This window comes from Alicycliphilus denitrificans K601 (assembly GCF_000204645.1).
Lineage (GTDB): Bacteria > Pseudomonadota > Gammaproteobacteria > Burkholderiales > Burkholderiaceae_C > Alicycliphilus > Alicycliphilus denitrificans.
The window spans coordinates 4,846,658-4,868,838 of sequence record NC_015422.1 but is presented as its reverse complement, the minus strand read 5'-3'; the positions used below and the strand labels follow the sequence as shown (position 1 = coordinate 4,868,838).

Genomic DNA, 22,181 nt, shown 5'->3' with positions numbered 1-22,181 from the left:
GGCAATAGGATCCGGCGCGCGGGAATGCGCCGGTGGCCCCGATGGTCGCACAGTCCCGTGCGGCGCCCCGTGCTCAGAAATGATGCAGAACGCCGAGCGAGGTGCCCCGGGCATGCGCCTTCTTGCCCGCGCCCTGGTAGCCGCCGCGCCAGCGCGTGGCGTCGAACTCGGCGTACAGGCGCGTGCGGCGCGAGAGCTTGTATTCGCCGAACGCGACGAGGCGGCCGTAGCCATCGCCGGCCTGCAGCGTGCGGGAGCGGTCCACCTTGTAGTAGGCCAGCGTCAGATCGGCCGCGGGCGTGGCCGACCAGGTGCCGCCCGCCGAGAGCACGCGCTGCACGGTGCGCGCGGTGGCGGATGTCTGTGCCTGGTTGCGCCCGGCCGTGGCGGCCCAGCGCACGCTGCCCCACTGGTACGCGGCGCCGGCCAGGTAGGCATCGAGGTCGCGCGCGTCGGCGTCCTTGAAGGTCTGGTAGGCGCCCGACAGCGCGAGCCCCTGCCGCGCATAGGCCAGGCCCAGCCCCGAGGAGGACAGGCGCGCGCCGCCGCCCGCCAGTTCCCCGAAGCCGTGCATGGCGCGCGCCGTCACGGCGCCGAAGCGGCCCGTGTACTTGAGCGCGTTGTCCAGCCGGTAGGAACCGCTCGTGGAGCCCGTGCCGCCGTACTGGATGCCCAGGCCGTGCTGGCTCAGCGCCGCGACGTTGATGTTGGGGTTGAACCCCGCGAAGCGCATGCCCAGCGGATCCACGGGCGAGACCGCGTCGGCCAGCAGCGTGGTCTGCCGCCCCGCCGCCAGCGTGCCCCAGCCGCCCTGCAGGCCCAGCCAGCTCGCGCGGTCGAAGAACTTGCCGCTGTTGGCCGAGGCGCCGGTGTCGGCGTTGATGCCGGCCTCCAGGTTGAACAGCGCTTTCGCGCCGCCGCCCAAATCCTCGCTGCCGCGCAGGCCCCAGCGGCTGGTGTTGTTCACGCCGCTGCCGAGGCCGGCGTGCGAGGCGTCCGAAGGCGCATGGCCGGGCGTGAGGCCGGAGGCCTGGCGCACGCTCAGGTCCACGATGCCGTAGAGCGTCACGCCGCTGGCTTGGGCGAAGGCGGGGGCGGCCGTGGCGGCCAGCAGGGCGCACAGCGCCCGGGTCTCCTGTATCAAAGTCTTCTCCTCCATGTGGTTGTACGTATCGCGGGATCAGTCGGCGCTCAGGTGGGCCTTGATGACCACGCCGCGCCACTTGGCGAGCTCCTGGCGCACGGTTTGGCCCAGGGCGTCGGGCGAGCTGGGGTCCACCACGGCCCCATGGTCCTCGATGCGGCGCGCCACGTCCTTGTCGGCCAGCGCCGCGAGCAGGGCCTGGTTGAGCCGGTCCACCACCGCGCGCGGGGTCTTGGCCGGCGCGAACAGCGCATACCACTGCGTGACGTCGACGCCGCGGATGCCCAGCTCCTCCAGCGTGGGCACCTGGGGCAGCAGCGGCGAGCGCTTGGCCCCGGCCACGGCCAGCGCGTGGAGCTTGCCGCCCTTGACGTAGGGATAGGCCGCGAACAGGCTCGGGAACATGAGCTGCGTCTGGCCGGCGATGGTGTCGGTCATCGCTGGGGCCGACCCCTTGTAGGGCACATGGGCCAGGCGCGCGCCGGTTTCGAGCTTGAACATCTCGGCCGCAAAGTGCGGCGCCGTGCCGCTGCCGGCCGAGGCGTAGTTGTACTTGTCGGGCGCCGCCTTCGTGAGCTGCACGAACTCCGCGGCGGTCCTGGCGGGCACCTGGGGATTCACCACCATGAGCGTGGGGGAGTAGCAGACCATGCCTATGGGCTCGAAGTGCGCGATGGGGTCGTAGCGCAGCTTTTGCAGCGCGGGGTTCATGCCGTGCGTGCCGATGTAGCCGAACAGGAGGGTGTACCCGTCGGGCGCGGCCCGGGCCACGAACTCGGACGCGATCGCGCCATTGGCGCCGGCCTTGTTGTCCACCACGACCGGCTGGCCGAGCAGCTGCGACATCTTCTGCGCGAGCACGCGCGCCATGGCGTCGTTGCCGCCACCCGCCGCGGTGGGCACGATGAGCGTGACGGGCTTGGCCGGAAAGGACGCGAGGGCCGGGCCCGCCGTGAGCAGGCCCGCGAGCGCGAGGGCGCCGCCCAGGGCCAGCATGCGGCGGCGCGGGGGAGTGGATCGGGTCATGGATGGGGTCTCCTTGTCGTTGGGTTGCTGAAGGGAAAAAGGCGCGGCCGGTTCAGGCCAGCGCGTGGTCCGGCACGTACAAGGTGCCTTCGAGGATCTTTCGGGCCGTGCGCACGAGGCAGGCCTGGCGCAGCTGCGGGTCCGCGTGCGCTCCGCCGAGCTCGACGTCCACCTCGATGCGGCCCGCGGGGTGCTGCACGGCCACGCGATGGGTGCCGGCGCCCGGCCGCCACTGCGCGCCATGGGCCACCGTGCCCGGCAGGGCGAGCGCCGCAGCCACGCCGATGGCGCCCGTGGCCGCATGCGAGCGGTGGCAGCGCCGGGGCGTGAAGTAGCGCGAGACGATCTGGCCGGGCCGGGCGCCGGGCGCGACGATCACGGGCTTGGGCAGCACGCTGTCCGATACGTCGCCCAGGCCCATGCGCAGGCCGGCCGTGCGGCGCAGGGACTCCAGGCGCGCGAGGAGCGCGCCATCGGCATCGAGCGTTGCGGGCGCCTCGTCGCCGCGCAGGCCCAGGTCACGGGCGCGCACGAGCACCATGACCTGGGCCGCGTCGATGCAGGTGAGCTCGACGCCGTCGATGGTGTCGGTGCGCCGGCCCGTGGGAAAGAGGCTGCCGGTGACCGAGCCCCAGGCATCCAGGAAGCTCAGCAGCACCGGCGCCGCCGTGCCCTGCACGCCGTCGATGCGCACGTCGCCCTCGTACAGCACGCGGCCGTTGCATGTGCACACGCGCACGTCGATGCGCGAGCGCGTGTTGACGTTGAACACCCGCACCAGCGTGGTGCCAGCGCCGGGTGCGGCGGGTACCAGGCCTTGCTCGATGGCGAAGGGGCCCACGCCCGCCAGCATGTTGCCGCAGTTGGGGCTCGTGTCCACGCGCGCCTCCTCCACGCTGACCTGGGCGAAGAGGTAGTCCACGTCGCACCCGGCGTGCCGGGAGCGCGAGACGATGGCCACCTTGCTCGTGAGCGAGTTGCCGCCGCCCAGCCCGTCGATCTGCAGCTCGTGCGGCGAGCCCAGCGCCGCGAGCAGCATGCGGTCGCGCACCCCGGGGTCTTGCGGCAGCCAGTCGGCCAGGAAGAACGGCCCCCGGGAGGTGCCGCCGCGCATCAGGATGCAGGGAAGTTCGTAGCTCATGGGGCGGCATGGTGCGCGGCCCCGGATATTCTGTGAATTGCATTGTTGACAACGATTGATGCATATGGCGCAATGGATGGTCGATCACCACGACCCGTGCGCCATGAACATCAAGTTCGACCTCGCCGATATCCAGGCCTTCGCCGCCGTGGCCGAGCTGCAGAGCTTCCGGGCGGCGGCCGAGTCCATCCACCTCTCGCAGCCGGCCTTCAGCCGCCGCATCGAGAAGCTCGAAGAGGCGCTGGGCGTGCGCCTGCTCGACCGCACCACGCGGCGCGTGACGCTCACGGCCGTGGGCCGCGACTTCGCGCGCAAGACGCAGCAGTGGCTCGACGACCTGGACGGCATGCTCATGGGCCTGGGCGACGTGGCCGCGCGCCGCATGGGCGAGGTGACCATTGCCTGCGTGCCGTCGGCCGTGTATTACTTCCTGCCGCAGGTGGTCAAGCGCTACCACGAGCGCTTTCCGCGCATCCGCGTGAAGGTGCACGACGCGAGCGCGAACGAGGTGCTGGTGGCCGTGGCGCAGGGCGATGCCGACTTCGGCCTGAATTTCATCGGCAGCCAGGAGGCCGAGATCGAGTTCAAGCCCGTGCTGGCCGAGCGCTTCGTGGCCGCCTGCCGCCGCGACCATGCGCTCGCGCGCCGCAAGAAGGTGACCTGGGCCGAGCTCGGGCGGCACGACTTCATGTCGGTGGGCAAGACCTCGGGCAACCGCCTGCTCATGGACCTGGCCCTGGCCAACGTGCCCGACCGTCCCCAGTGCCTGTACGAGGCCAAGCACGTGACCACGCTGCTCGGCCTCGTGGAGGCGGGCCTGGGCGTGGCCGCAGTGCCCAGCCTGGCCATGCCGGGCAGGGACCATCCCACGCTGGTGTCGATCCCGCTCGTGGAGCCCGTGGTCACGCGGCAGATGGGGCTCATCAAGCGCCGGGGCAAATCGCTCTCGCCCGCGGCCCAGCAGCTCTACGACCTGCTGGTGGCCACGCGCTCCGCGCGCCCGCGCAGTGCGCCGGCGCCGCAAAAAATACAATCGGGGCGATGACAGCATCCACCAAGCAGCGCGTCGTCGTGGGCCTCTCGGGCGGCGTCGATTCGGCCGTCACGGCCCACCTCCTCAAGCAGCAGGGCCACGAGGTGGTCGGCATCTTCATGAAGAACTGGGAAGATGACGACGACAGCGAATACTGCTCCAGCCGCCAGGACTTCCTGGACGCCGCCAGCGTGGCCGACGTGATCGGCATCGAGATCGAGCACGTGAACTTCGCGGCCGAGTACAAGGACCGCGTGTTCGCCGAGTTCCTGCGCGAGTACCAGGCCGGCCGCACGCCCAACCCCGACGTGCTGTGCAATGCCGAGATCAAGTTCAAGGCCTTCCTGGACCACGCCATGCGCCTGGGCGCCGAGAAGATCGCCACGGGCCACTACGCCCGCGTGCGCCACAACCCGGCCACGGGCCTGTTTGAGCTGCTCAAGGGGCTGGACCCGGCCAAGGACCAGAGCTACTTCCTGCACCGGCTGAACCAGGAGCAGCTCGCGCGCACGCTGTTCCCCGTGGGCGAGCTGAGGAAGACCGAGGTGCGCCGCATCGCCGAGGAGATCGGTCTGCCCAACGCGAAGAAGAAGGACTCGACCGGCATCTGCTTCATCGGCGAGCGGCCGTTCCGCGAGTTCCTCAACCGCTACATCAGCCACGAGCCCGGCCCCATCCTGGACGACCGGGGCCGCAGGCTGGGCCGCCACGTGGGCCTGTCGTTCTACACGCTGGGCCAGCGCCAGGGGCTGGGCATCGGCGGCGTGAAGGAAAAGGGGGCGCAGCGCGGCGGCGGCGAGCATGCGCCCTGGTTCGTTGCGCGCAAGGAACTCGCCACCAACACCCTGCGCGTGGTGCAGGGCCATGACCACCCCTGGCTGCTGTCGCACCGGCTGGCCGCGCAGGACGCAAGCTGGGTCGCCGGCCGCCCCCCCGCCCCGGGCGCCTGCGCGGCCAAGACGCGCTACCGCCAGCAGGACGCGGCCTGCACCGTGCTGGCCGCGCAGGGCGGCGCCTTCAGCCTGCAGTTCCCCGAGGCCCAGTGGGCCGTGACGCCGGGCCAGTCCGCCGTGCTGTACGACGGCGAGGTATGCCTGGGCGGTGGCGTGATTGCGACGGTGGACGGCTGAGCGCCTGCGCCTGGGGGCCCGGCGGGATTGGTGAATACCCGAATAAGCCGGGCGCCGGACCCGGGTCTTCGCTATGGTGTGAAATTGCTTCAGGGTCGGTCTCCGGATTTTTCACGCTGGACTGCTGGCGGGCTTTCTACAGTCTCGTCCGCGCCGCTTGCCAGCCGGTAATCCACCGCTCCTGGACGCACGGGCGCTCTTCCTTCCAAAACCGGGACAACAACAAGGGGGCACAGGCTATGGTCTGGCAACAAATCTACGACCCACTGGGCAACATGGTCATCTCCACCGCGCTGGCAGCGGTGCCGGTGGTGGTCATGCTCGCGGCTCTGGGCTTCTTCCACATCAAGGCGCACATCGCCGCGGGCATGGGCCTGGCCGCGGCGCTGCTCGTGGCCATCTTCGTCTATGGCATGCCGGCCGACATGGCGGGGCGCGCGGCGCTGCTGGGCGGCTTCACGGGGCTGCTGCCGATCGGCTGGATCGTGCTCAACATCATCTTCCTGCACCAGCTCACCGAGCAGAACGGCAGCTTCGCCGTGCTGCAGGACTCGCTCTCGGGCATCACCGAGGACCGGCGCATCCAGCTGCTCCTGATCGCGTTCTGCTTCGGCGCCTTCTTCGAGGGCGCGGCGGGCTTCGGCACGCCCGTGGCGGTGACGGCGGCCATCCTCATCGGCCTGGGCTTCTCGCCGCTGGCGGCCTCGGGCCTGTCGCTGATCGCCAACACCGCGCCCGTGGCCTTCGGCGCGCTGGGCACGCCGGTGATCACGCTGGCCAAGGTGCACGGCTACGACCTCATGGAAGTGACGGCCATGATCGGCCGCCAGCTGCCCTTCTTCTCGCTGCTGGTGCCGTTCTGGCTCATCTGGGCCTTCGCCGGGCGCAAGGGCATGATGGAGATCTGGCCCGCCATCCTGGTGACGGGCGTGTCCTTCGCCATCCCGCAGTTCCTGGTGTCCAACTACATCGGGCCGGAGCTGGTGGACATCATCGCCGCCATCGTCTCCATGGTCTGCCTCGTGGCCTTCCTGCGCGTGTGGAAGCCCAGGACGGTCTGGACTTCGGCCTCGCTGCGCCACCATGACGTGAGCGCCGCCGAGGCCAAGCCGGCCAAGCCCGTCACGCGCCACAGCACGCAGGCGCTGGTGGCGGCCTGGACGCCCTGGGTGATCCTGTCGGTGTTCGTCTTCATCTGGGGCCTGCCTTCGGTCAAGACCTGGCTCAACGGCGTCTTCGCGCCCGCCTTCCCCATGGAAGGCCTGCACAACATGATCGAGAAGGTGCCGCCCGTGGTCGCCAAGCCCACGAAGGAAGGCGCGGTCTACACGCTGAACCTCCTGTCGGCCACCGGCACGGGCATCCTGCTGTCGGCCATCGTGAGCGCCTTCGTCATGAAGTACAACCCGGTCGCCATCGTGCGCACCTTCTTCAAGACGCTGTGGCTCGTGAAGTACTCGCTGCTGACCATCGTGCTCATGCTGGCGCTGGGCACGCTCACGCGCTACTCGGGCACCGACACCACGCTGGGCCTGGCCTTCGCCAACACGGGCGTGCTCTACCCGTTCTTCGGCACGCTGATGGGCTGGCTGGGCGTGGCGCTCACGGGCTCGGACACGGCGTCGAACGTGCTCTTCGGCGGCATGCAGAAGGTGGCGGCCGAGCAGCTGCACCTCTCGCCCAACCTCATGGGCGCGGCCAACAGCTCGGGCGGCGTGATGGGCAAGATGATCGACGCGCAGTCCATCGTCGTGGCCTCCACCGCCACGCGCTGGTTCGACCACGAGGGCGACATCCTGCGCTACGTGTTCTTCCACTCCATCGCGCTGGCCTGCCTGGTGGGCCTGTACGTGACCATGCAGGCCTACGTCTGGCCGTTCTCGCTGATGGTCGTGCACTGACGGTGTTTTTTTGGCTCCAGCGCTTGTCCATCAAGCGCTGGCAGCTATCACCACAATAGCAAACGGGCGCCCTGGGGCGCCCGTTGCCGTTGGGGCGGGACGGCGTTCAGAACGGAATGTCGTCGTCCATGTCGTCGAAGCCCGAGGCCGCGCGCGGCGGCTGGGCCACGGGCGCCGGGGCGGGGCGGGCAGCGGGTGGCGCGGGGCGCGGGGCGGGCGCGGCGCGGCGCGGGGCCTCGTAGCCGCCGCCATCGCCGCCGTAGCCGCCGTCGTCATAGCCGCCGCCCTGGCCGCCGCCGGAGCCGGCGCGGCTGCCCAGCATCTGCATGGTGTCGGCGCGGATCTCGGTGGTGTAGCGCTCCTGGCCGCTCTGGTCGGTCCACTTGCGCGTGCGCAGGCTGCCTTCCACGTACACCTGCGAGCCCTTGCGCAGGTACTGGCCCACGATCTCGGCCAGGCGGCCGTTGAAGACCACGCTGTGCCACTCGGTGGCTTCCTTGTTCTCGCCGGTGTTCTTGTCGCGCCAGCGGTCGGTGGTGGCGATGCGCACGTTGGCCACCTGGTCGCCGCTGGGGAAGGTGCGCATTTCGGGGTCGCGGCCGAGGTTGCCGACGATGATGACTTTGTTGACGGATGCCATGGGGAAAGATCCTTTGTGCGTCAGCCCGGAAGGCAGGAGAGGATTTCCGGGCCAGATGAGCCTGCTCGAGCGGCCCCTGCGAGGCCGCAGGTGCGCAGCATAGCGGCCTTGGGGCCGCTTGATGCGGCGAGGGCGAAAAAAATCAGTGGCCGCCGCGCCCCACGGGCCGCAGCGGCCAGGTGAGCGCCAGCCACAGGGCGGCCAGCAGCGCCGTGGCGGCGAACAGCCCGCCCGCGCCCGCCCACTTGGCCAGGGCTCCGCCCAGGGCGCCCCCGGCGAACAGGCCCAGGGACTGCAGCGTGTTGTACGCGCCCAGGGCCGCGCCGCGCAGATGGGCCGGGGCCATGCGCGAGACCAGGCTGGGCTGCGTGGCCTCCAGCATGTTGAAGCCGCAGAAGAACACGAACAGCAGCGTGCCGAGCAGCGCCACGGTGGGCGCGACGCCGCCGGCCACCAGCCCCCCCAGGGCGGCCTGCACCAGCGCGATCAGGCCGATCGACAGCAGCAGGGCCGCGCGCAGCCGCCCGCGCCGCTCCATGGCGAGCAGCCCTCCCATGGCGACGACCGATAGCACCAGCGCGGGCAGGTAGACGTGCCAGTGCACGTCCTTGGGCAGGCCCGCCTGCACCAGCATGGCGGGTACGGCCACCCACATGGCCATCTGTATGGTGTGCAGCGCGAACACGCCCAGGTTCAGGCGCAGCAGGTCGGCATGGCGCCATACGTCGGACGGGCGGCCCTGGGGCGCGGCGCCGTGGTGGCGCGTCTCGGGCGGCACCACCCACAGGATCAGCGCCACGCCGGCCAGCGCCAGCGCGAACGTGAGCACGAACAGGCCCGACAGGCCGACGTGGGCGGCCAGGAAGGGCGCCGCCACCAGCGCCACGGCGAACATCAGGCCGATGCTCATGCCCACGAGCGCCATGGCCTTGGTGCGCACGGCGTCGCGCGTCTGGTCGGCCAGCAGCGCGGTGACGGCGGCCGACACCGCCCCGGCGCCCTGCAGCGCCCGGCCCACCAGCAGGCCCATGACCGAGTCGGCCAGCGCCGCCACCAGACTGCCCGCGGCGAACACCAGCAGGCCGAGCGCGATGACGCGCTTCCTGCCGAAGCGGTCGGACGCCATGCCCAGCGGCAGCTGGAAGAACGCCTGCGTGAGCCCGTACATGCCCATGGCCAGCCCCACGAGCGCGGGGTCGTCGCCGCCGGCGTACTTGCGCGCCTCCAGCATGAATACGGGCAGCACCAGGAACAACCCCAGCATGCGCATGGCGAAGATGGCCGCCAGGCCGAGGCTGGAGCGCCGCTCCAGCGCCGTCATGCGCGAGGCGGGGGCCGCGGCGGCGGGCGGGGATGGGGAGGTGGTTGTGTCCGACACGGGGGCAGGCAGTGTTCAGGCAAAAGCCGCATTGTGGCGCAGCGCGGGTTTCCCGGTCCGGGCCAAGGGCCTGCCGCGCATCGGGCGCTGCCCTATCATGGTGGGTTTTCTTCGAGCACCCAGCGATGGCCGATACCGCCCCACTACCCGCCCCTCTGAGCGCGCCGGACGCAGGACGCCCGCTGGCGCAGGTGCTGCGCGGCGCCGGGCAGATCAGCATCCGCGGCGCGCGCACGCACAACCTCAAGAACATCGACCTGGACATACCGCGCAACCAGCTTGTGGTCATCACGGGGCTGTCGGGCTCGGGCAAGTCCAGCCTCGCGTTCGACACCCTGTATGCCGAGGGCCAGCGCCGCTACGTGGAGAGCCTGTCGGCCTATGCGCGCCAGTTCCTGGGGCGCCTGGACAAGCCCGACGTGGACCTGATCGAAGGCCTGTCGCCGGCGATCTCCATCGAGCAGAAGGCCACCAGCCACAACCCGCGCTCCACCGTGGGCACGGTGACCGAGATCCACGACTACCTGCGCCTGCTCTACGCGCGCGCAGGCACGCCCTACTGCCCCGACCATGGCCTGCCCCTGGCCGCGCAGACCGTGAGCCAGATGGTCGATGCCGTGCTGGCCCTGCCCGAGGACACGCGCCTGATGCTGCTGGCCCCGGTGGCGCGGCAAAAGAAGGGCGAGTTCGCCGAGCTGTTCGAGCAGATGCTGGCGCTGGGCTACGTGCGCTTGCGGGTGGACGGGCAGATCCACGAACACGAGGCGCTGCCCGAGCTCAAGAAGAACGAGAAGCACGACATCGACGTCGTGATCGACCGCCTGAAGGTGCGCCCGGACGCGCGCCAGCGCCTGGCCGAGAGCATCGAGGCCGTGCTGCGCGTGGGCGGCAGCGAGGGTGCGGGCCGCGTGCTGGCGCTGGAGATGGACACGGGGCGCGAGCACCTGTTCTCCGCCAGGTTCGCCTGCCCCGTGTGCAGCTACGCGCTGCCCGAGCTGGAGCCGCGGCTGTTCTCGTTCAACTCGCCCACGGGCGCCTGCCCGGCCTGCGACGGGCTGGGCCAGCAGGAGCTGTTCGATGCCGCGCGCGTGGTGGCCTTCCCGTCGCTCAGCCTGGCCAGCGGCGCCATCAAGGGCTGGGACCGGCGCAACGGCTACTACTTCGCCATGCTCGAGAGCCTGGCGCGGCACTACGGCTTCGACGTGGACACGCCCTTCGAGCAGCTGCCCGAGCGCGTGCGCCAGGTCGTCCTGCACGGCTCGGGCGAGGAGGAGATCGCTTTCAGCTACCTGCAGGGCAGCGGCAGCAGCAAGGGCAAGCCCATCGTCCGCAGCCACCCGTTCGAGGGCATCCTGCCCAACATGGCGCGGCGCTGGCGCGAGACGGACTCGGCCGTGGTGCGCGAGGACCTTGCGCGCTACCGCCAGTCCCAGCCCTGCGCCGAATGCGGGGGTGCGCGCCTGCGCCGCGAGGCGCGGTACGTGCGGGTGGGCGAGGGCGACGCCGCGCGCGGCATCGATGATGTGAGCCACATGACGCTGGCCGACGCGCAGGACTGGTTCGGCGCGCTGCGCCTGTCGGGCGCCAAGGCCGAGATCGCCGGCAAGATCGTGCGCGAGATCGCTGCGCGCCTGTCCTTCCTCAACGACGTGGGCCTGTCCTACCTGAGCCTGGCGCGCAGCGCCGAGACCCTCTCCGGCGGCGAGGCGCAGCGCATCCGCCTGGCGAGCCAGATCGGCAGCGGCCTCACGGGCGTGATGTACGTGCTCGACGAGCCCAGCATAGGCCTGCACCAGCGCGACAACGACCGCCTCATCGCCACCCTCACGCGGCTGCGCGACCTGGGCAACAGCGTCATCGTGGTCGAGCACGACGAGGACATGATCCGCGCCGCCGACCACTGCGTGGACATGGGCCCCGGCGCCGGCGTGCACGGCGGGCGCGTGATGGCCCAGGGCACCTATGCCGAGCTGTGCGCCAACCCCGGCTCGCTCACCGGCCAGTTCCTGAGCGGCGCGCGCAGCCTGCCCGTGCCCGCGCGGCGCACGCCCTGGCTGCCGGTGCTGGAGCAGGCGGCGGCGCCCGAGGGGGGGAAAAAGCCGAAGCCGCGCTTCCCCGAAACGGCCGCCAGCCAGCGCAGGAAGGAGCGCCTGGCCGGCCACCACGCCACGCAGGGGCGGCTGCAGGCCGTGCGCGTTCTGGGCGCCACGGGCAACAACCTGCGCAGCGTGAGCGTGGAGTTCCCCGTGGGCCTGTTGACCTGCGTGACCGGCGTGTCCGGCTCGGGCAAGAGCACGCTGGTCAACGACACGCTGCACAAGGCCGCCGCGCGCCAGATCCACCGCGCCCATGAGGAGCCCGCGCCGCACCAGGCGCTGGAGGGCCTGGACTATTTCGACAAGGTCATCAACGTGGACCAGTCGCCCATAGGCCGCACGCCGCGCAGCAACCCCGCCACCTACACGGGGCTGTTCACGCCGATCCGCGAACTCATGGCCGAGACCAACACCGCCAAAGAGCGCGGCTACGGCCCGGGACGCTTCTCGTTCAACGTGTCGCAGGCGTCCGGCGGCGGGCGCTGCGAGGCCTGCCAGGGCGACGGCGTGGTCAAGGTGGAGATGCATTTCCTGCCCGACGTCTACGTGCCCTGCGACGTGTGCCACGGCCAGCGCTACAACCGCGAGACGCTGGAGGTGCAGTGGAAGGGTAGGAACATCGCGCAGATCCTGCAGCTCACGGTGGAGGACGCTTACGCCTTCTTCAAGGACGTGCCCGCCATCGCGCGCAAGCTGCAGACGCTGCTGGACGTGGGTCTGTCCTACATCCGCCTGGGCCAGAGCGCCACCACGCTCTCGGGCGGCGAGGCCCAGCGCGTCAAGCTGGCGCAGGAGCTGAGCCGGCGCGACACGGGCCGCACGCTCTACATCCTGGACGAGCCCACCACCGGCCTGCACTTCGCCGACATAGCGCTCTTGCTCAAGGTGCTGCTGCAGTTGCGCGACGCGGGCAACACCATCGTCGTCATCGAGCACAACCTCGACGTGATCAAGACCGCCGACTGGGTCATCGACATGGGCCCCGAGGGCGGCGCGGGCGGCGGCACCGTGGTGGCCGTGGGCACACCCGAGGAGGTGGCTGCCAACGAGGCCAGCCACACCGGGCGCTACCTGCGGCGGTATTTACAGGAAAAATAGGCCGTTGCGCCCTATGGACGGGCGTCAATAGCTATCAATAGGTGAGCGAAAGGGCGGCCGGCCGGTACGCCGCCGCATTGCCGCCCGCCGTGCGGAATACGGCAACCGCCTGCACCAGGCCCTGGGCCTGGCTGCTCAGGCCGTCGGCGGCCGCTGCCATCTGCTCGACCAGGGCGGCGTTCTGCTGCGTCGTCTGGTCCAGCGCGGCGACGGCCTCTCCCACTTGGGCCACGCCGTTGGCCTGCTCCTGGCTGGCGGTGCTGATCTGGCCGACCAGGGCGCTCAGGCGCTGGATGCTGTGCACGACCTCGGCCATGGTCTGGCCCGCGGCGGCGGCCTGCTGGTTGCCCTGGTCCACGCGGGTGCGGCTGGCCTCGATCAGCGTGCGGATCTGCTTGGCCGCCTCGCCGCTGCGGCCGGCCAGGCTGCGCACCTCGCCGGCCACCACGGCAAAGCCGCGGCCCTGCTCGCCCGCGCGCGCGGCCTCCACGGCGGCGTTCAGGGCCAGCAGGTTGGTCTGGAAGGCGATGCCGTCGATCACCTGAATGATGTCGGCCATCTGCTGCTGCGCCTCGTGCACGCTGCGCATGGTGTCCACCACCTGCTCCACGCTGGCGCCGCCCTGGCGCACCATGTCGCGCGTGTGCTCGGCAAGCGCGCTGGCCTCGCGCGCGGCCTCGGCGTTGTGCTGCACCGTGGCGCTGAGCTGCTCCATGGAGGCGGCGGTCTCTTCCAGCGCGCTGGCCTGGGCCTCGGTGCGGCCCGACAGGTCGTGGTTGCCCTGGGCGATCTCGCCGCTGGCCAGGGCCACGCCCTCGGAGCCATGGCGCACCTGCGCGACGATGGGGCGCAGCTGCGCGCGCATCTGCTGCTGGGCGGCGATCAGCTGGCCGACCTCGTTGCTGCCATGCGGCCGGTCAGCGCCGCTCAGGTCGCCCCCGGCCACGGCGCGGGCCAGGTCCACGGCCTGCCCCAGCGGGCGGGTGATGGAGCGCACGAAGACGCCGGCCAGGGCCACGGCCAGCAGCAGCAGGGCCACGAGCATGCCGACCACGAGCCCCAGCGCGCGCCGCGCGGCCGCGGCCTGGTCCTGGACCACGGCCAGCAGTGCGTCGGTGGCCTGGCCGCCCAGTGCGTTCACGGCCTCTATGGAGGCCGTGAGGGTGTCGAAATAGCGGGCGGCGGGCAACTGCAGCGAGGCAGCCTCCAGCAGCCCGTCGTCGACCAGCCGCAGGGCCTCGGCCACGCGCGCCTTCTCCGCGGCCAGCGGCTCGCCCAGCGCGGCGGCGAGGCCGGGGGCGTACTGCGTGGCGCGCTGCAGGCTGGCCTGGCTGGCGGCGTCGAACTCGTCTGCGCGTGCGCGCAGGGCGCGCATCTGGCCGCGGCTTTCGGGGGGCAGCTCGCCACGCGCCAGCGCACCCGTGCCCATGGCGCGCATCTGGCCCAGCTGCTCGCCGAGCATGGGCAGCTGCTGCAGCGTGGCCTGGATCAGGGCCTGGGTGTCGCGCCGGTCGCTGGTGCTCAGGCCGCTCGCGTGCAGCAGCTGGTCGCTGAAGGCCAGCAGCCGCGCCACCAGCTGCGTGTGGCGCGCCAGGCTTTGCGCGGGCGCAATGGCGCGCTCGGCCACGCCCTGCTGCAGCGCCTGCCAGTCCTGGCGCAGGCGCGCGAATTCTGCGGCCTGCCCGGGCGCCACGCCGTCGAGCCGGGCGGCCGCGGCTTGCAGCGCCTCGTCCAGCGCATCGCGCACGGCCGGCCGGCGCGCCGCGAGCTGCGTATCGCCGCCGAGCAGCGCCGCCGACAGGCCGCGGTGCGTCTGCGCGAGGCGCACGGCCTGGCCCAGCTGCTGCAAGGCCGGCATGGTGCGCGCCTGCGCGGACAGGGCCTGCATCTGGCCGATCCTGCCGTGCAGATACAGGCCAGCGGGCAGGGCCATCATCACCAGGGCGATGCCGCCCAGGATCAGGAACTTGTGCGACAGGCGCAGGCGGTCGAGCAATTGCATAATATTTATACAAATGTAAGTAATTGCTCGAAATTTTAGGGTGACCCTTGTAAAAGGACCGCCGGTTGCGCCTGCGCAATTCCCTAAAACGCATGAGTCTTGATGCAGGCCAAATTTTGGCCTGCTGTGTTACAGCATGCGCCTGGTGGCGTAGCGCACTACGGTCACGCCGGCGCGCGCCTGGCGCGTGCTGGGCATGACGAGCACGCAGTCGTCGTACGGCGTGGCTACGGGCTCTCCGTCGTTGTCTCCGATCACGGTGCCGGCCTTCGCGATGACTTCAAGCCCCCTGAACGGCTCGGTGAACCGGAAGCGCCCGCTTTTGGCGACCACGGGGCCCGTGACCTCCAGCGCCCACTGGCGCGGCGCGTCGGGCAGGCGCCAGCCGGGCAGCAGGCGTCCGAGCGCGGCCGCGTCCAGCGTGCCGGCCGCCTGCAGGAAGCGCAGGCACTGGTCCTGCGCCACGGCGCGGCTGGCCGGGTCGCCGTGGAAGCCGCATTCGACGAGCAGGGAGCGGCTGTCGCCGGCCGCCTCGTCGGGCAGGCCGAAGCGTCCGTAGTCGCGCATGCGCGTGCCGTCCTTGTGGCCTGCGTCCACCACGACGTGCTCGGGCGCGGCCATGGCGCGCGCCAGCCGCAGGTTGCGCGGCTGCGTGCCGGTGAGCAGCAGCGGGGCGCAGGGCTCGTGCATGGAATGCAGGTCCAGCAGCCAGTCGGCCTCCCGAACGAAGGGGCGCAGCTGCGCGCAGCGGCGGCGCTCCAGCGTGTCGGCGGCGTCCATGCGCTCGTCGCTCCACTGGCGGTTCATGTCCTCGTCGACGAAGCGCGAGGCATCGTGGTCCGTGGCATCGAACCGGTCGAACGCCGCGAGGTTGCACAGCGCCAGCGTGAGCGTGCCCGCCTGCGGGCGCACGCCCGCTTCGATCAGGCCCTTGATTGCCCAGGCGCCGCACAGCTCGTTGCCGTGGATCAGGGCGCTGATCATCACGTGGCGGCCCGGCCGGCCGGAGTCGAAGCGCCACACGCCCTCGGTGCCGGTGTTGCCGGCGCGCCAGGGGCCGAGATCGGGCGCGGGCAGCGCGAAAGTCAGGGGAGCGCTCGTCATTCCTCGATCCTGGCGAACTCGATGATCTTCTTGTACTTGGCGACCTCGGTGGCGAGGAACTGGTCCACGTCCACGCCGGCCGAGGCCACGGTGGAGCCCGAGGCCTCCATGCGCTTGCGGAAGTCGGGCGACTCCAGCGTTTCGCCCAGCGCCTTCTTCAGCCGCTCGGCCACGGGCCTGGGCAGGTTGGCCGGCGCCATGAGGGCGAACCAGGTGCCGATGTCCACGTTCTTGTACTGCGCCGACTCGGCCAGCGCGGGGATGTCGGGCGCCGCCGCCGAGCGCCTGGCCTCGGTGGTGCCCAGCGCGACCACCTTGCCGCTCTTGATGTGCGGCAGGCCGCTGGAGAGCACGAACACGCCGAACTCCAGGTTGTTGCCCACCAGGTCGTTGGTCAGCGGCGCCACGCCGCGGTAGGGGATGTGCGTCATGAACAGCTTGCCCTGTTCCTTGATCATCTCGCCGGCCAGGTGCAGCGAGGTGCCCACGCCCGAGCTGCCGTAGCTGAACTTGCCGGGGTTCCTGCGCACGCGCTCGGTGAACTCGGCGATGTTCTTCACGCCGGTGTGGGTGCCGGCCACCAGCACCAGCGGCTGCGAGGCGACGAGGCCGATGGCCGTGAAGTCCTTGATATCGTACTTAACCTTCTTGGTCACGAGCTTGTTGATGGCGATCTCGTTGTTGGCGCCCACCAGTAGCGTGTAGCCGTCGGGCGCGCTGCTCGCCACCTTCTGCGCGCCGATGGCGCCGCCCGCGCCGCCGAGGTTCTCTATCACCACGGGTACGCCCAGGCGGTTGGACAGCTCCGCGCCCACGGCACGGCCCGTCAGGTCGGTGCTGCCGCCGGGCGGATAGCCCACGACGATGGTGATGGGCTTGCTGGGGTAGACCGGCGTCTGGGCGAAGACCGCGGGGCTGGCGGCGGCGAGCAGCGCGGCGCCGGCCAGCAGCGCGCGGCGCAGCGGGGCGGGGGTGCGGGAAGGATGCATGGCGTTCTCCATGGGCAGGGTGGGGTGCCTGCATTGTGGAAGCGCACCGTCGCCATACGGTGCCGAAGTGGCACCAGACCGTGCATTCTGTGCACGCGGTATACGGGTTTGTGCGGGGGCTACTTGCGCGCCAGCGTGCCCCACAGCGCCTCGGCCCAGGGCGAGAGCCGGCGCTTGGGCCGGTACATGCGCACGTCGAAGCGCACCTCCATGCGCTCGTCGCCCGCAAGGGCCAGCCGGCCGGACTGGCAGTCGGCGTGCACCATGGACCAGGGCAGCCAGGCCACGCCCAGGCCGCGCAGAACGTATTCATGCTGCGCGTCGGCCGAGTCGCACTCCACCACGCGCGCCAGACGCGGCGCCAGCGGGTCGTGCGCCAGGTGATCCTCCACCAGCCGGCCGAGCGCCAGCGTGTGCGAGTAGGCGAGGTAGGGCACCGCGCCCGTGCCGCCAAAGTGGTGCAGCGGTGCGCCGCCGGCGCGGGCGCGCACCACGGGAACCAGGCGGTCGGTGGCGAGCGCGAGGTGGGTGAATTGCCGCGCGTCCAGGCGCACGGCGAGCGAGGTGTGGTGGTAGGCCAGGGTGAAGTCGGCTTCGCCGCGCTCGATCATCGCCACCGACTCGGCCAGCGCGCAGGTGCGCACGCGCAGTTCGCCGCCCTCCAGCACGGGCTGGATGCGGGCCAGCCAGTCGGCCACCACCGTGCGCGCCAGGGTGCGGCCCGTGGCCAGGGTGACGGTGCGCGCCTGCCGCCCGGCGATGGCGCGCAGCTCCTCGTGCGAATGGGCCAGGCCCTGGGCCATCTGCTGCGCGGTCTCCAGGAAGGCTTGGCCCGCGGGCGTGAGCCGCACGGGGCCGCCGCCTTCGCGCTCGGTGAGCGGCGTGCCTGCCCAGGCCTCCAGCGCGCGGATGCGCCGGCCGAACGCGGGGTGGGTCACGTGGCGCAGCTCGGCCGCGCGGGTGAAGCTGCGCTCATGGGCGAGCGCGATAAAGTCCTCCAGCCACTTGAGTTGCATGGCCGGAGGCTGGGGGCTAGACGCGCGCGGCGTTGAGCGCGGCGCGCGTGGCCTGGGCGGCGCTGCGCGCGGCCGCGGCGAAGTCGGCCCCGCCCGATGCGTAGAGCACGGCGCGCGACGAGTTGACGATGATAGGCCCGTCCTCGCGCAGCCCGGCGCGCACGGTGGCGGCGGCGTCGCCGCCCTGCGCGCCCACGCCGGGGATCAGCAGCGGCAGCGTGGGCGCAAGGGCGCGCACGCGCTCGATCTCGGCCGGGTAGGTGGCGCCCACCACCAGGCCCAGCTGGCCGTTCTTGTTCCACTGCCCTTGCGCCAGGCGCGCCACGTGCTCGTACAGCAGCGGCTGGCCCTCCACGCTGGCCAGGCGCTGGGCCTGCAGGTCGTCGCCGCCGGGGTTGGAGGTGCGGCACAGCAGAAAAGCGCCCTTGCCGTGGTACTCCAGGTAGGGCGCGATGGAGTCGAAGCCCATGAAGGGCGAAAGCGTCACGGCGTCGGCGCCGTAGCGCTCGAAGGCCTCGCGCGCGTACTGCTCGGCCGTGGAGCCGATGTCGCCGCGCTTGGCGTCCAGGATCACCGGCACGTGCGGCGCGTTGGCGCGCATGTGCTGCATCAGGCGTTCGAGCTGGTCCTCGGCGGCGTGCGCGGCGAAGTAGGCGATCTGCGGCTTGAAGGCGCACACCAGGTCGGCCGTGGCGTCCACGATGGCGGCGCAGAAGTCGTAGATCCTGTGCGCTTCGCCACGCACCGACTCGGGAAAGCGCGTGGGCTCCGGGTCCAGGCCCACACACAGCAGGGAGTCATTGCGCGCCGTGGCGTCGCGCAGCATGTCGAGAAAGGTCATGGCCGTGATTTTAGGCAGGCGTTGCGCAGGCCCGGCACAATCGCGCGCCATGCCTGCCTTCTCTCGCCGCCAGCTCATCGTCCTTGTCCTCTTGACCCTGGTGTGGGGCTTCAACTGGCCGGTGATGAAGATGGGCGTGGCGCATTTCCCGCCGCTCACCTTCCGCATGGCCTCGCTGTGGCTGGGTCTGCCCATCCTGGCGCTGCTGGTGCGCCAGCAGGGCCTGCCGCTCGCCATACCGCGCGAGCACTGGGGCCGCGTGGCGCTGCTGGCGCTCACCAACATGGTGCTGTGGCACGTGCTCATGATCCTGGCGATCCCGCTGCTGTCGAGCGGGCGCGCGGCCATCCTCGGCTACACCATGCCCATCTTCTCGGCCGTCATCGGGGCGCTGTTCTTCGGCGACCGGCTGGCGCGGCGCGGCTGGGCCGGCGTGGGCGCGGCGCTGCTGGGTGTGGTGCTGCTGCTGTGGCACGAGATGGGCGCCCTGGGCAGCCGGCCCATGGGGGTGACGCTGATGCTGGTCTCCGCCGCCAGCTGGGCCCTGGGCACGCAGCTGCTGCGCCGCCTGCCCGTGCCCGTGCCGCTGATCACGCTGTCGTTCTGGATGGTGGCCATCACCTGCGCCAGCCTCACGGTGCTGGCGGCGCTGTTCGAGCATGAGCGCTGGCATATGCCCGACCGCCAGGCCTGGGCCGCCATCCTCTACAACGGCCTGCTGGTGCTGGGCTTCGCGCAGACGGCGTGGTTCTTCCTGGTGCGCACGCTGCCGCCCGTGGCCTCCACGCTCAGCGTGATGATGATCCCCGTGCTGGGCGTGTTCAGCGGCGCCCTGTGGCTGGGCGAGGTGCTGCGCTGGCAGGACTGGACGGCCGTGGCGCTGATGGCGGTGGCGATTGCCTCGGTGCTGTGGCCCGCCAATAAAAAGTAAGCAGAGTGCCAGACGGCATCCGGCGCCTGCCCGCAGGGCGCCGGCAGCGGCGCCCGTTCATGGATCGAAGAAAACCGCCGGCGGACCGTGCCGGCGGCTGGGGCGCAGGCGCTTCAGCGCGCCACCGCCAGCAGGCGCTGCACGTCGCGGTCGTTGGGCAGTGCGTAGTCATGCCCGCGGATGATGCGGCTGTCCTCCGTGCGCACCAGTTTCATGCTCACATAGGTGAAGTTGGCGGCGGGCGAATAGGTGCCCACGAGCACCATGGAGGCGTTGTGGTGGCGCGCGATGTCCTTGATCTCGCGCGACAGCAGCAGCTCGCCGGCGCCTTCCTTGACGAAGACGTCGCCGCGCAGCTTGATCTCCTTGACGTCGAAGCCGATGGCGGCCATGTTGTTGGCGTATTGCTCGGACAGCGTGCGCCCCAGCGGGGCGGAGCGGCTCAGGTCGTTCACGTTGACCACCGTGGCCACCAGTACCGGGCCGGGGCCCGTGGCCGCCACGTCCAGGCCGGCCACCAAGCGGCCGACCGCCTCGCGGCTGTTCTGCAGCAGGGGGGCGTTGGCCGCTTCCTGGTAGGTCGGCTCCACGCGCAGCTGCGGCGCCTTCTGGGCGCAGCCTGCCGCGAACAGGGCGGACACGAGGGCCAGTGCGAGTGTGCGCTTCATTGCGAGACCACCTTCATGTTGACGGCGCGGTAGTGCGCGGGGCGCAGGAACAGAGGCGTGTCTGCGTTCTCGAGGTAATACACGTCGGTCTTGCGGGCCACGTACTGGCCGGCGCGCGAGACGGTGGTGGTGAGGATCAGCTCGGTATTCGTCGGGCCGCCGGAGTTGATGCTGTTCGCATAGTCGGCGGCCGTCGTCAGGCCCAGCGTGGCCAGCAGCTTGGTGTCGAGGTGTTCGTGGCGCAGGCCGTAGGCGGCCATCACGCCGGCGGCGAGCATGGTGAACTGGCCGGGGATGAAGTGCGGGCGGTCGCTGTTGTGGCGCACCACCTGGGTGTTGTAGCTCACCTCCAGCGTGGCGCCGGGGCCTTGCTGCACGGAGGCTCCTTCCTGGACGAACTCGGTGATCAGGAAGTCGCGAAAGCCCAGGTCAAACGCGCTTGGCTGTGCCGGGGCCGCCACATGCAGGGGCGTATTCGGGGCATAGCCGGCCTTTTCCAGCGTGGCGCGGGTTTGCGCCACCACGTCGCGCGACAGCAGTTCCCAGTGGCCGGCCGAACGTACCTTGTACTGGCTGGTCAGTTCGAAGTTCTTGGACAGCGGTATCGGAGCGCTGCCGCAGCCTGCCAGCACGAATGCGGCGCCGGCCGCCACGGTCCACCCGAGTGCCTTGGTGAAAGACATGGTTCCCTCCTGAATTGGTGATCTGCACGAGACACGAATGTTCATGTCTTACACATTTGGGAACGATTCTGAGTGGTGCGGCGGCCAAAAACAAGGGGAATGTCGGTTTTGGCCGCCCTCGGGGCGCGATGTGTTGTTTTGCCCGCAAGCGCCGCAGGTCTAGCCGGCGGCGCGTTTTTGCAGGATCTCGAACGCCGGCAGCGTCTTGCCCTCCAGCACCTCCAGGAAGGCGCCGCCGCCCGTGGAGATGTAGCCCACCTGGTTCTCGATGCCGTACTTGGCGATGGCCGCCAGCGTGTCGCCGCCACCAGCGATGCTGAAGGCGCTCGATTCGGCGATGGCCTGGGCGATCGCCTTGGTGCCGCCGGCGAACTGGTCGAACTCGAACACGCCCACGGGGCCATTCCAGACGATGGTGCCGGCGGCCTTGAGCTGCGCGGCCAGGCGCGCGGCGGTCTCGGGGCCGATGTCCAGGATCATGTCGTCCTCGGCCACGTCGGCGGCCTTCTTCACGGTGGCGGGCGCGTCGGCGGCGAAGGCCTTGGCGACGACCACGTCGGTGGGGATGGGCACCTCGGCGCCGCGCGCGGCCATGGCGGCGATCACGGCCTTGGCCTCGCCCAGCAGGTCGGGCTCGGCCAGGCTCTTGCCGATCGGCAGGCCCGCGGCCAGCATGAAGGTGTTGGCGATGCCGCCGCCCACGACCAGCCCGTCCACGTTCTTCGAGAGGCTCTGCAGGATGGTGAGCTTGGTGCTCACCTTGCTGCCGGCCACGATGGCCACCAGCGGGCGCTTCGGGTTGGCCAGGGCCTTGGTGATGGCGTCGATCTCGGCGGCCAGCAGCGGGCCGGCGCAGGCCACCTTGGCGTACTCGGCGATGCCGTAGGTCGTGCCCTCGGCGCGGTGCGCGGTGCCGAAGGCGTCGTTCACGTAGATGTCGCACAGGGCGGCCATCTTCTGCGCGAGTTCAGGGCTGTTCTTCTTCTCGCCCTTGTTCACGCGGCAGTTCTCCAGCAGCACGACCTGGCCGGGCTGCACCTGGACGCCATCGACCCAGCCGGCGACGAGCGGCACCTCCCGGCCCAGCAGCTCGGACAGGCGGCGGGCGACGGGCGCCAGGGAGTCCCCGGGCTTGAACTCGCCCTCGGTCGGGCGGCCCAGGTGGCTGGTCACCATGACGGCGGCGCCGGCGTCCAGCGCCATCCGGATGCAGGGCACGGACGCGCGGATGCGCGTGTCCTCGGTGATGCGGCCGGCGTCGTCCTGGGGCACGTTCAGGTCGGCGCGGATGAACACGCGTTGGCCGCGGGCCTTGCCCTGGGCGCAGAGGTCGGAGAAGCGAAGAATGTGCATGTGGCGG

At 70.9% G+C, this 22,181-nt stretch carries 18 protein-coding genes; 5 read left to right on the top strand and 13 right to left on the bottom strand.

Annotation, left to right across the window (positions count from 1 at the left end; translation table 11 throughout):
- Window positions 1–73: 73 nt before the first annotated feature.
- Genes ALIDE2_RS22970 through ALIDE2_RS22960 form a run of 3 tightly spaced genes read right to left on the bottom strand, consistent with a single transcriptional unit; the run spans window position 74 to window position 3,311 of the window.
- Entirely contained in the window at window positions 74–1,159 is a 1,086-nt protein-coding gene (locus tag ALIDE2_RS22970; protein WP_013723269.1) for a porin, read from the bottom strand.
- Between the two features lie 21 nt (window positions 1,160–1,180).
- Window positions 1,181–2,170: a Bug family tripartite tricarboxylate transporter substrate binding protein gene (locus ALIDE2_RS22965; protein ID WP_013723268.1), complete on the bottom strand. Its 990-nt coding sequence runs from the start codon at window positions 2,168–2,170 to the stop codon at window positions 1,181–1,183.
- Between the two features lie 52 nt (window positions 2,171–2,222).
- On the bottom strand, window positions 2,223–3,311 hold the full coding sequence (locus tag ALIDE2_RS22960; protein WP_013521042.1) for a 4-oxalomesaconate tautomerase: 1,089 nt from the start codon (window positions 3,309–3,311) through the stop codon (window positions 2,223–2,225).
- Window positions 3,312–3,414: 103 nt separating this feature from the next.
- Between ALIDE2_RS22960 and ALIDE2_RS22955 the strand changes: the two genes are divergently transcribed.
- The 3 genes from ALIDE2_RS22955 to ALIDE2_RS22945 all read left to right on the top strand — a co-directional run bounded on the left by ALIDE2_RS22955 (window position 3,415) and on the right by ALIDE2_RS22945 (window position 7,375).
- Entirely contained in the window at window positions 3,415–4,356 is a 942-nt protein-coding gene (locus tag ALIDE2_RS22955; RefSeq protein WP_013521041.1) for a LysR family transcriptional regulator, read from the top strand.
- Window positions 4,353–5,474, top strand: a complete 1,122-nt coding sequence (gene mnmA / locus ALIDE2_RS22950) for a tRNA 2-thiouridine(34) synthase MnmA (RefSeq protein WP_013723266.1) — start codon at window positions 4,353–4,355, stop codon at window positions 5,472–5,474. The genes ALIDE2_RS22955 and mnmA overlap by 4 nt, the downstream gene beginning before the upstream one ends.
- Window positions 5,475–5,713: 239 nt before the next feature.
- The gene (locus tag ALIDE2_RS22945) at window positions 5,714–7,375 is read left to right on the top strand and encodes an L-lactate permease (protein WP_013723265.1); all 1,662 of its coding nucleotides are present in this window, start codon (window positions 5,714–5,716) and stop codon (window positions 7,373–7,375) included.
- Window positions 7,376–7,481: 106 nt separating this feature from the next.
- Here the strand turns inward: ALIDE2_RS22945 and ssb are convergent, their stop codons facing one another.
- The gene (gene ssb, locus ALIDE2_RS22940) at window positions 7,482–8,015 is read right to left on the bottom strand and encodes a single-stranded DNA-binding protein (RefSeq protein ID WP_013723264.1); all 534 of its coding nucleotides are present in this window, start codon (window positions 8,013–8,015) and stop codon (window positions 7,482–7,484) included.
- A gap of 142 nt (window positions 8,016–8,157) precedes the next feature.
- A complete protein-coding gene (locus ALIDE2_RS22935; protein ID WP_013521027.1) occupies window positions 8,158–9,336 on the bottom strand; it encodes an MFS transporter in 1,179 nt (392 codons plus the stop codon).
- Between the two features lie 182 nt (window positions 9,337–9,518).
- Here ALIDE2_RS22935 and uvrA point away from each other — a divergent pair, with 182 nt between their 5' ends.
- Complete coding sequence (gene uvrA / locus ALIDE2_RS22930) at window positions 9,519–12,587, top strand: excinuclease ABC subunit UvrA (RefSeq protein ID WP_013723263.1); 3,069 nt, start codon at window positions 9,519–9,521, stop codon at window positions 12,585–12,587.
- A gap of 34 nt (window positions 12,588–12,621) precedes the next feature.
- Here the strand turns inward: uvrA and ALIDE2_RS22925 are convergent, their stop codons facing one another.
- The 5 genes from ALIDE2_RS22925 to pyrF all read right to left on the bottom strand — a co-directional run bounded on the left by ALIDE2_RS22925 (window position 12,622) and on the right by pyrF (window position 18,539).
- Complete coding sequence (locus ALIDE2_RS22925) at window positions 12,622–14,589, bottom strand: methyl-accepting chemotaxis protein (protein WP_013723262.1); 1,968 nt, start codon at window positions 14,587–14,589, stop codon at window positions 12,622–12,624.
- Window positions 14,590–14,718: 129 nt separating this feature from the next.
- A complete protein-coding gene (locus ALIDE2_RS22920) occupies window positions 14,719–15,693 on the bottom strand; it encodes a M14 family metallopeptidase (RefSeq protein ID WP_013723261.1) in 975 nt (324 codons plus the stop codon).
- Complete coding sequence (locus tag ALIDE2_RS22915; protein WP_013521023.1) at window positions 15,690–16,682, bottom strand: Bug family tripartite tricarboxylate transporter substrate binding protein; 993 nt, start codon at window positions 16,680–16,682, stop codon at window positions 15,690–15,692. The genes ALIDE2_RS22920 and ALIDE2_RS22915 overlap by 4 nt, the downstream gene beginning before the upstream one ends.
- A gap of 119 nt (window positions 16,683–16,801) precedes the next feature.
- On the bottom strand, window positions 16,802–17,698 hold the full coding sequence (locus ALIDE2_RS22910; protein ID WP_013521022.1) for a LysR family transcriptional regulator: 897 nt from the start codon (window positions 17,696–17,698) through the stop codon (window positions 16,802–16,804).
- Window positions 17,699–17,714: 16 nt separating this feature from the next.
- On the bottom strand, window positions 17,715–18,539 hold the full coding sequence (pyrF, locus tag ALIDE2_RS22905; protein ID WP_013521021.1) for an orotidine-5'-phosphate decarboxylase: 825 nt from the start codon (window positions 18,537–18,539) through the stop codon (window positions 17,715–17,717).
- Window positions 18,540–18,588: 49 nt separating this feature from the next.
- On the opposite strand from pyrF, the gene ALIDE2_RS22900 reads away from it, so the two are divergent.
- Window positions 18,589–19,470: a DMT family transporter gene (locus ALIDE2_RS22900; protein ID WP_013521020.1), complete on the top strand. Its 882-nt coding sequence runs from the start codon at window positions 18,589–18,591 to the stop codon at window positions 19,468–19,470.
- 113 nt (window positions 19,471–19,583) lie between these two features.
- On the opposite strand, the gene ALIDE2_RS22895 is transcribed toward ALIDE2_RS22900, so the two are convergent.
- The 3 genes from ALIDE2_RS22895 to ALIDE2_RS22885 all read right to left on the bottom strand — a co-directional run bounded on the left by ALIDE2_RS22895 (window position 19,584) and on the right by ALIDE2_RS22885 (window position 22,174).
- Window positions 19,584–20,138 (bottom strand): FlgO family outer membrane protein, encoded by a 555-nt coding sequence (locus ALIDE2_RS22895; protein WP_013521019.1) that lies wholly within the window; start codon window positions 20,136–20,138, stop codon window positions 19,584–19,586.
- Window positions 20,135–20,821 (bottom strand): hypothetical protein, encoded by a 687-nt coding sequence (locus ALIDE2_RS22890; protein ID WP_013723260.1) that lies wholly within the window; start codon window positions 20,819–20,821, stop codon window positions 20,135–20,137. Before ALIDE2_RS22890 ends, ALIDE2_RS22895 begins: the two co-directional genes overlap by 4 nt.
- 159 nt (window positions 20,822–20,980) lie before the next feature.
- Entirely contained in the window at window positions 20,981–22,174 is a 1,194-nt protein-coding gene (locus ALIDE2_RS22885) for a phosphoglycerate kinase (protein WP_013723259.1), read from the bottom strand.
- Window positions 22,175–22,181 lie beyond the last annotated feature (7 nt).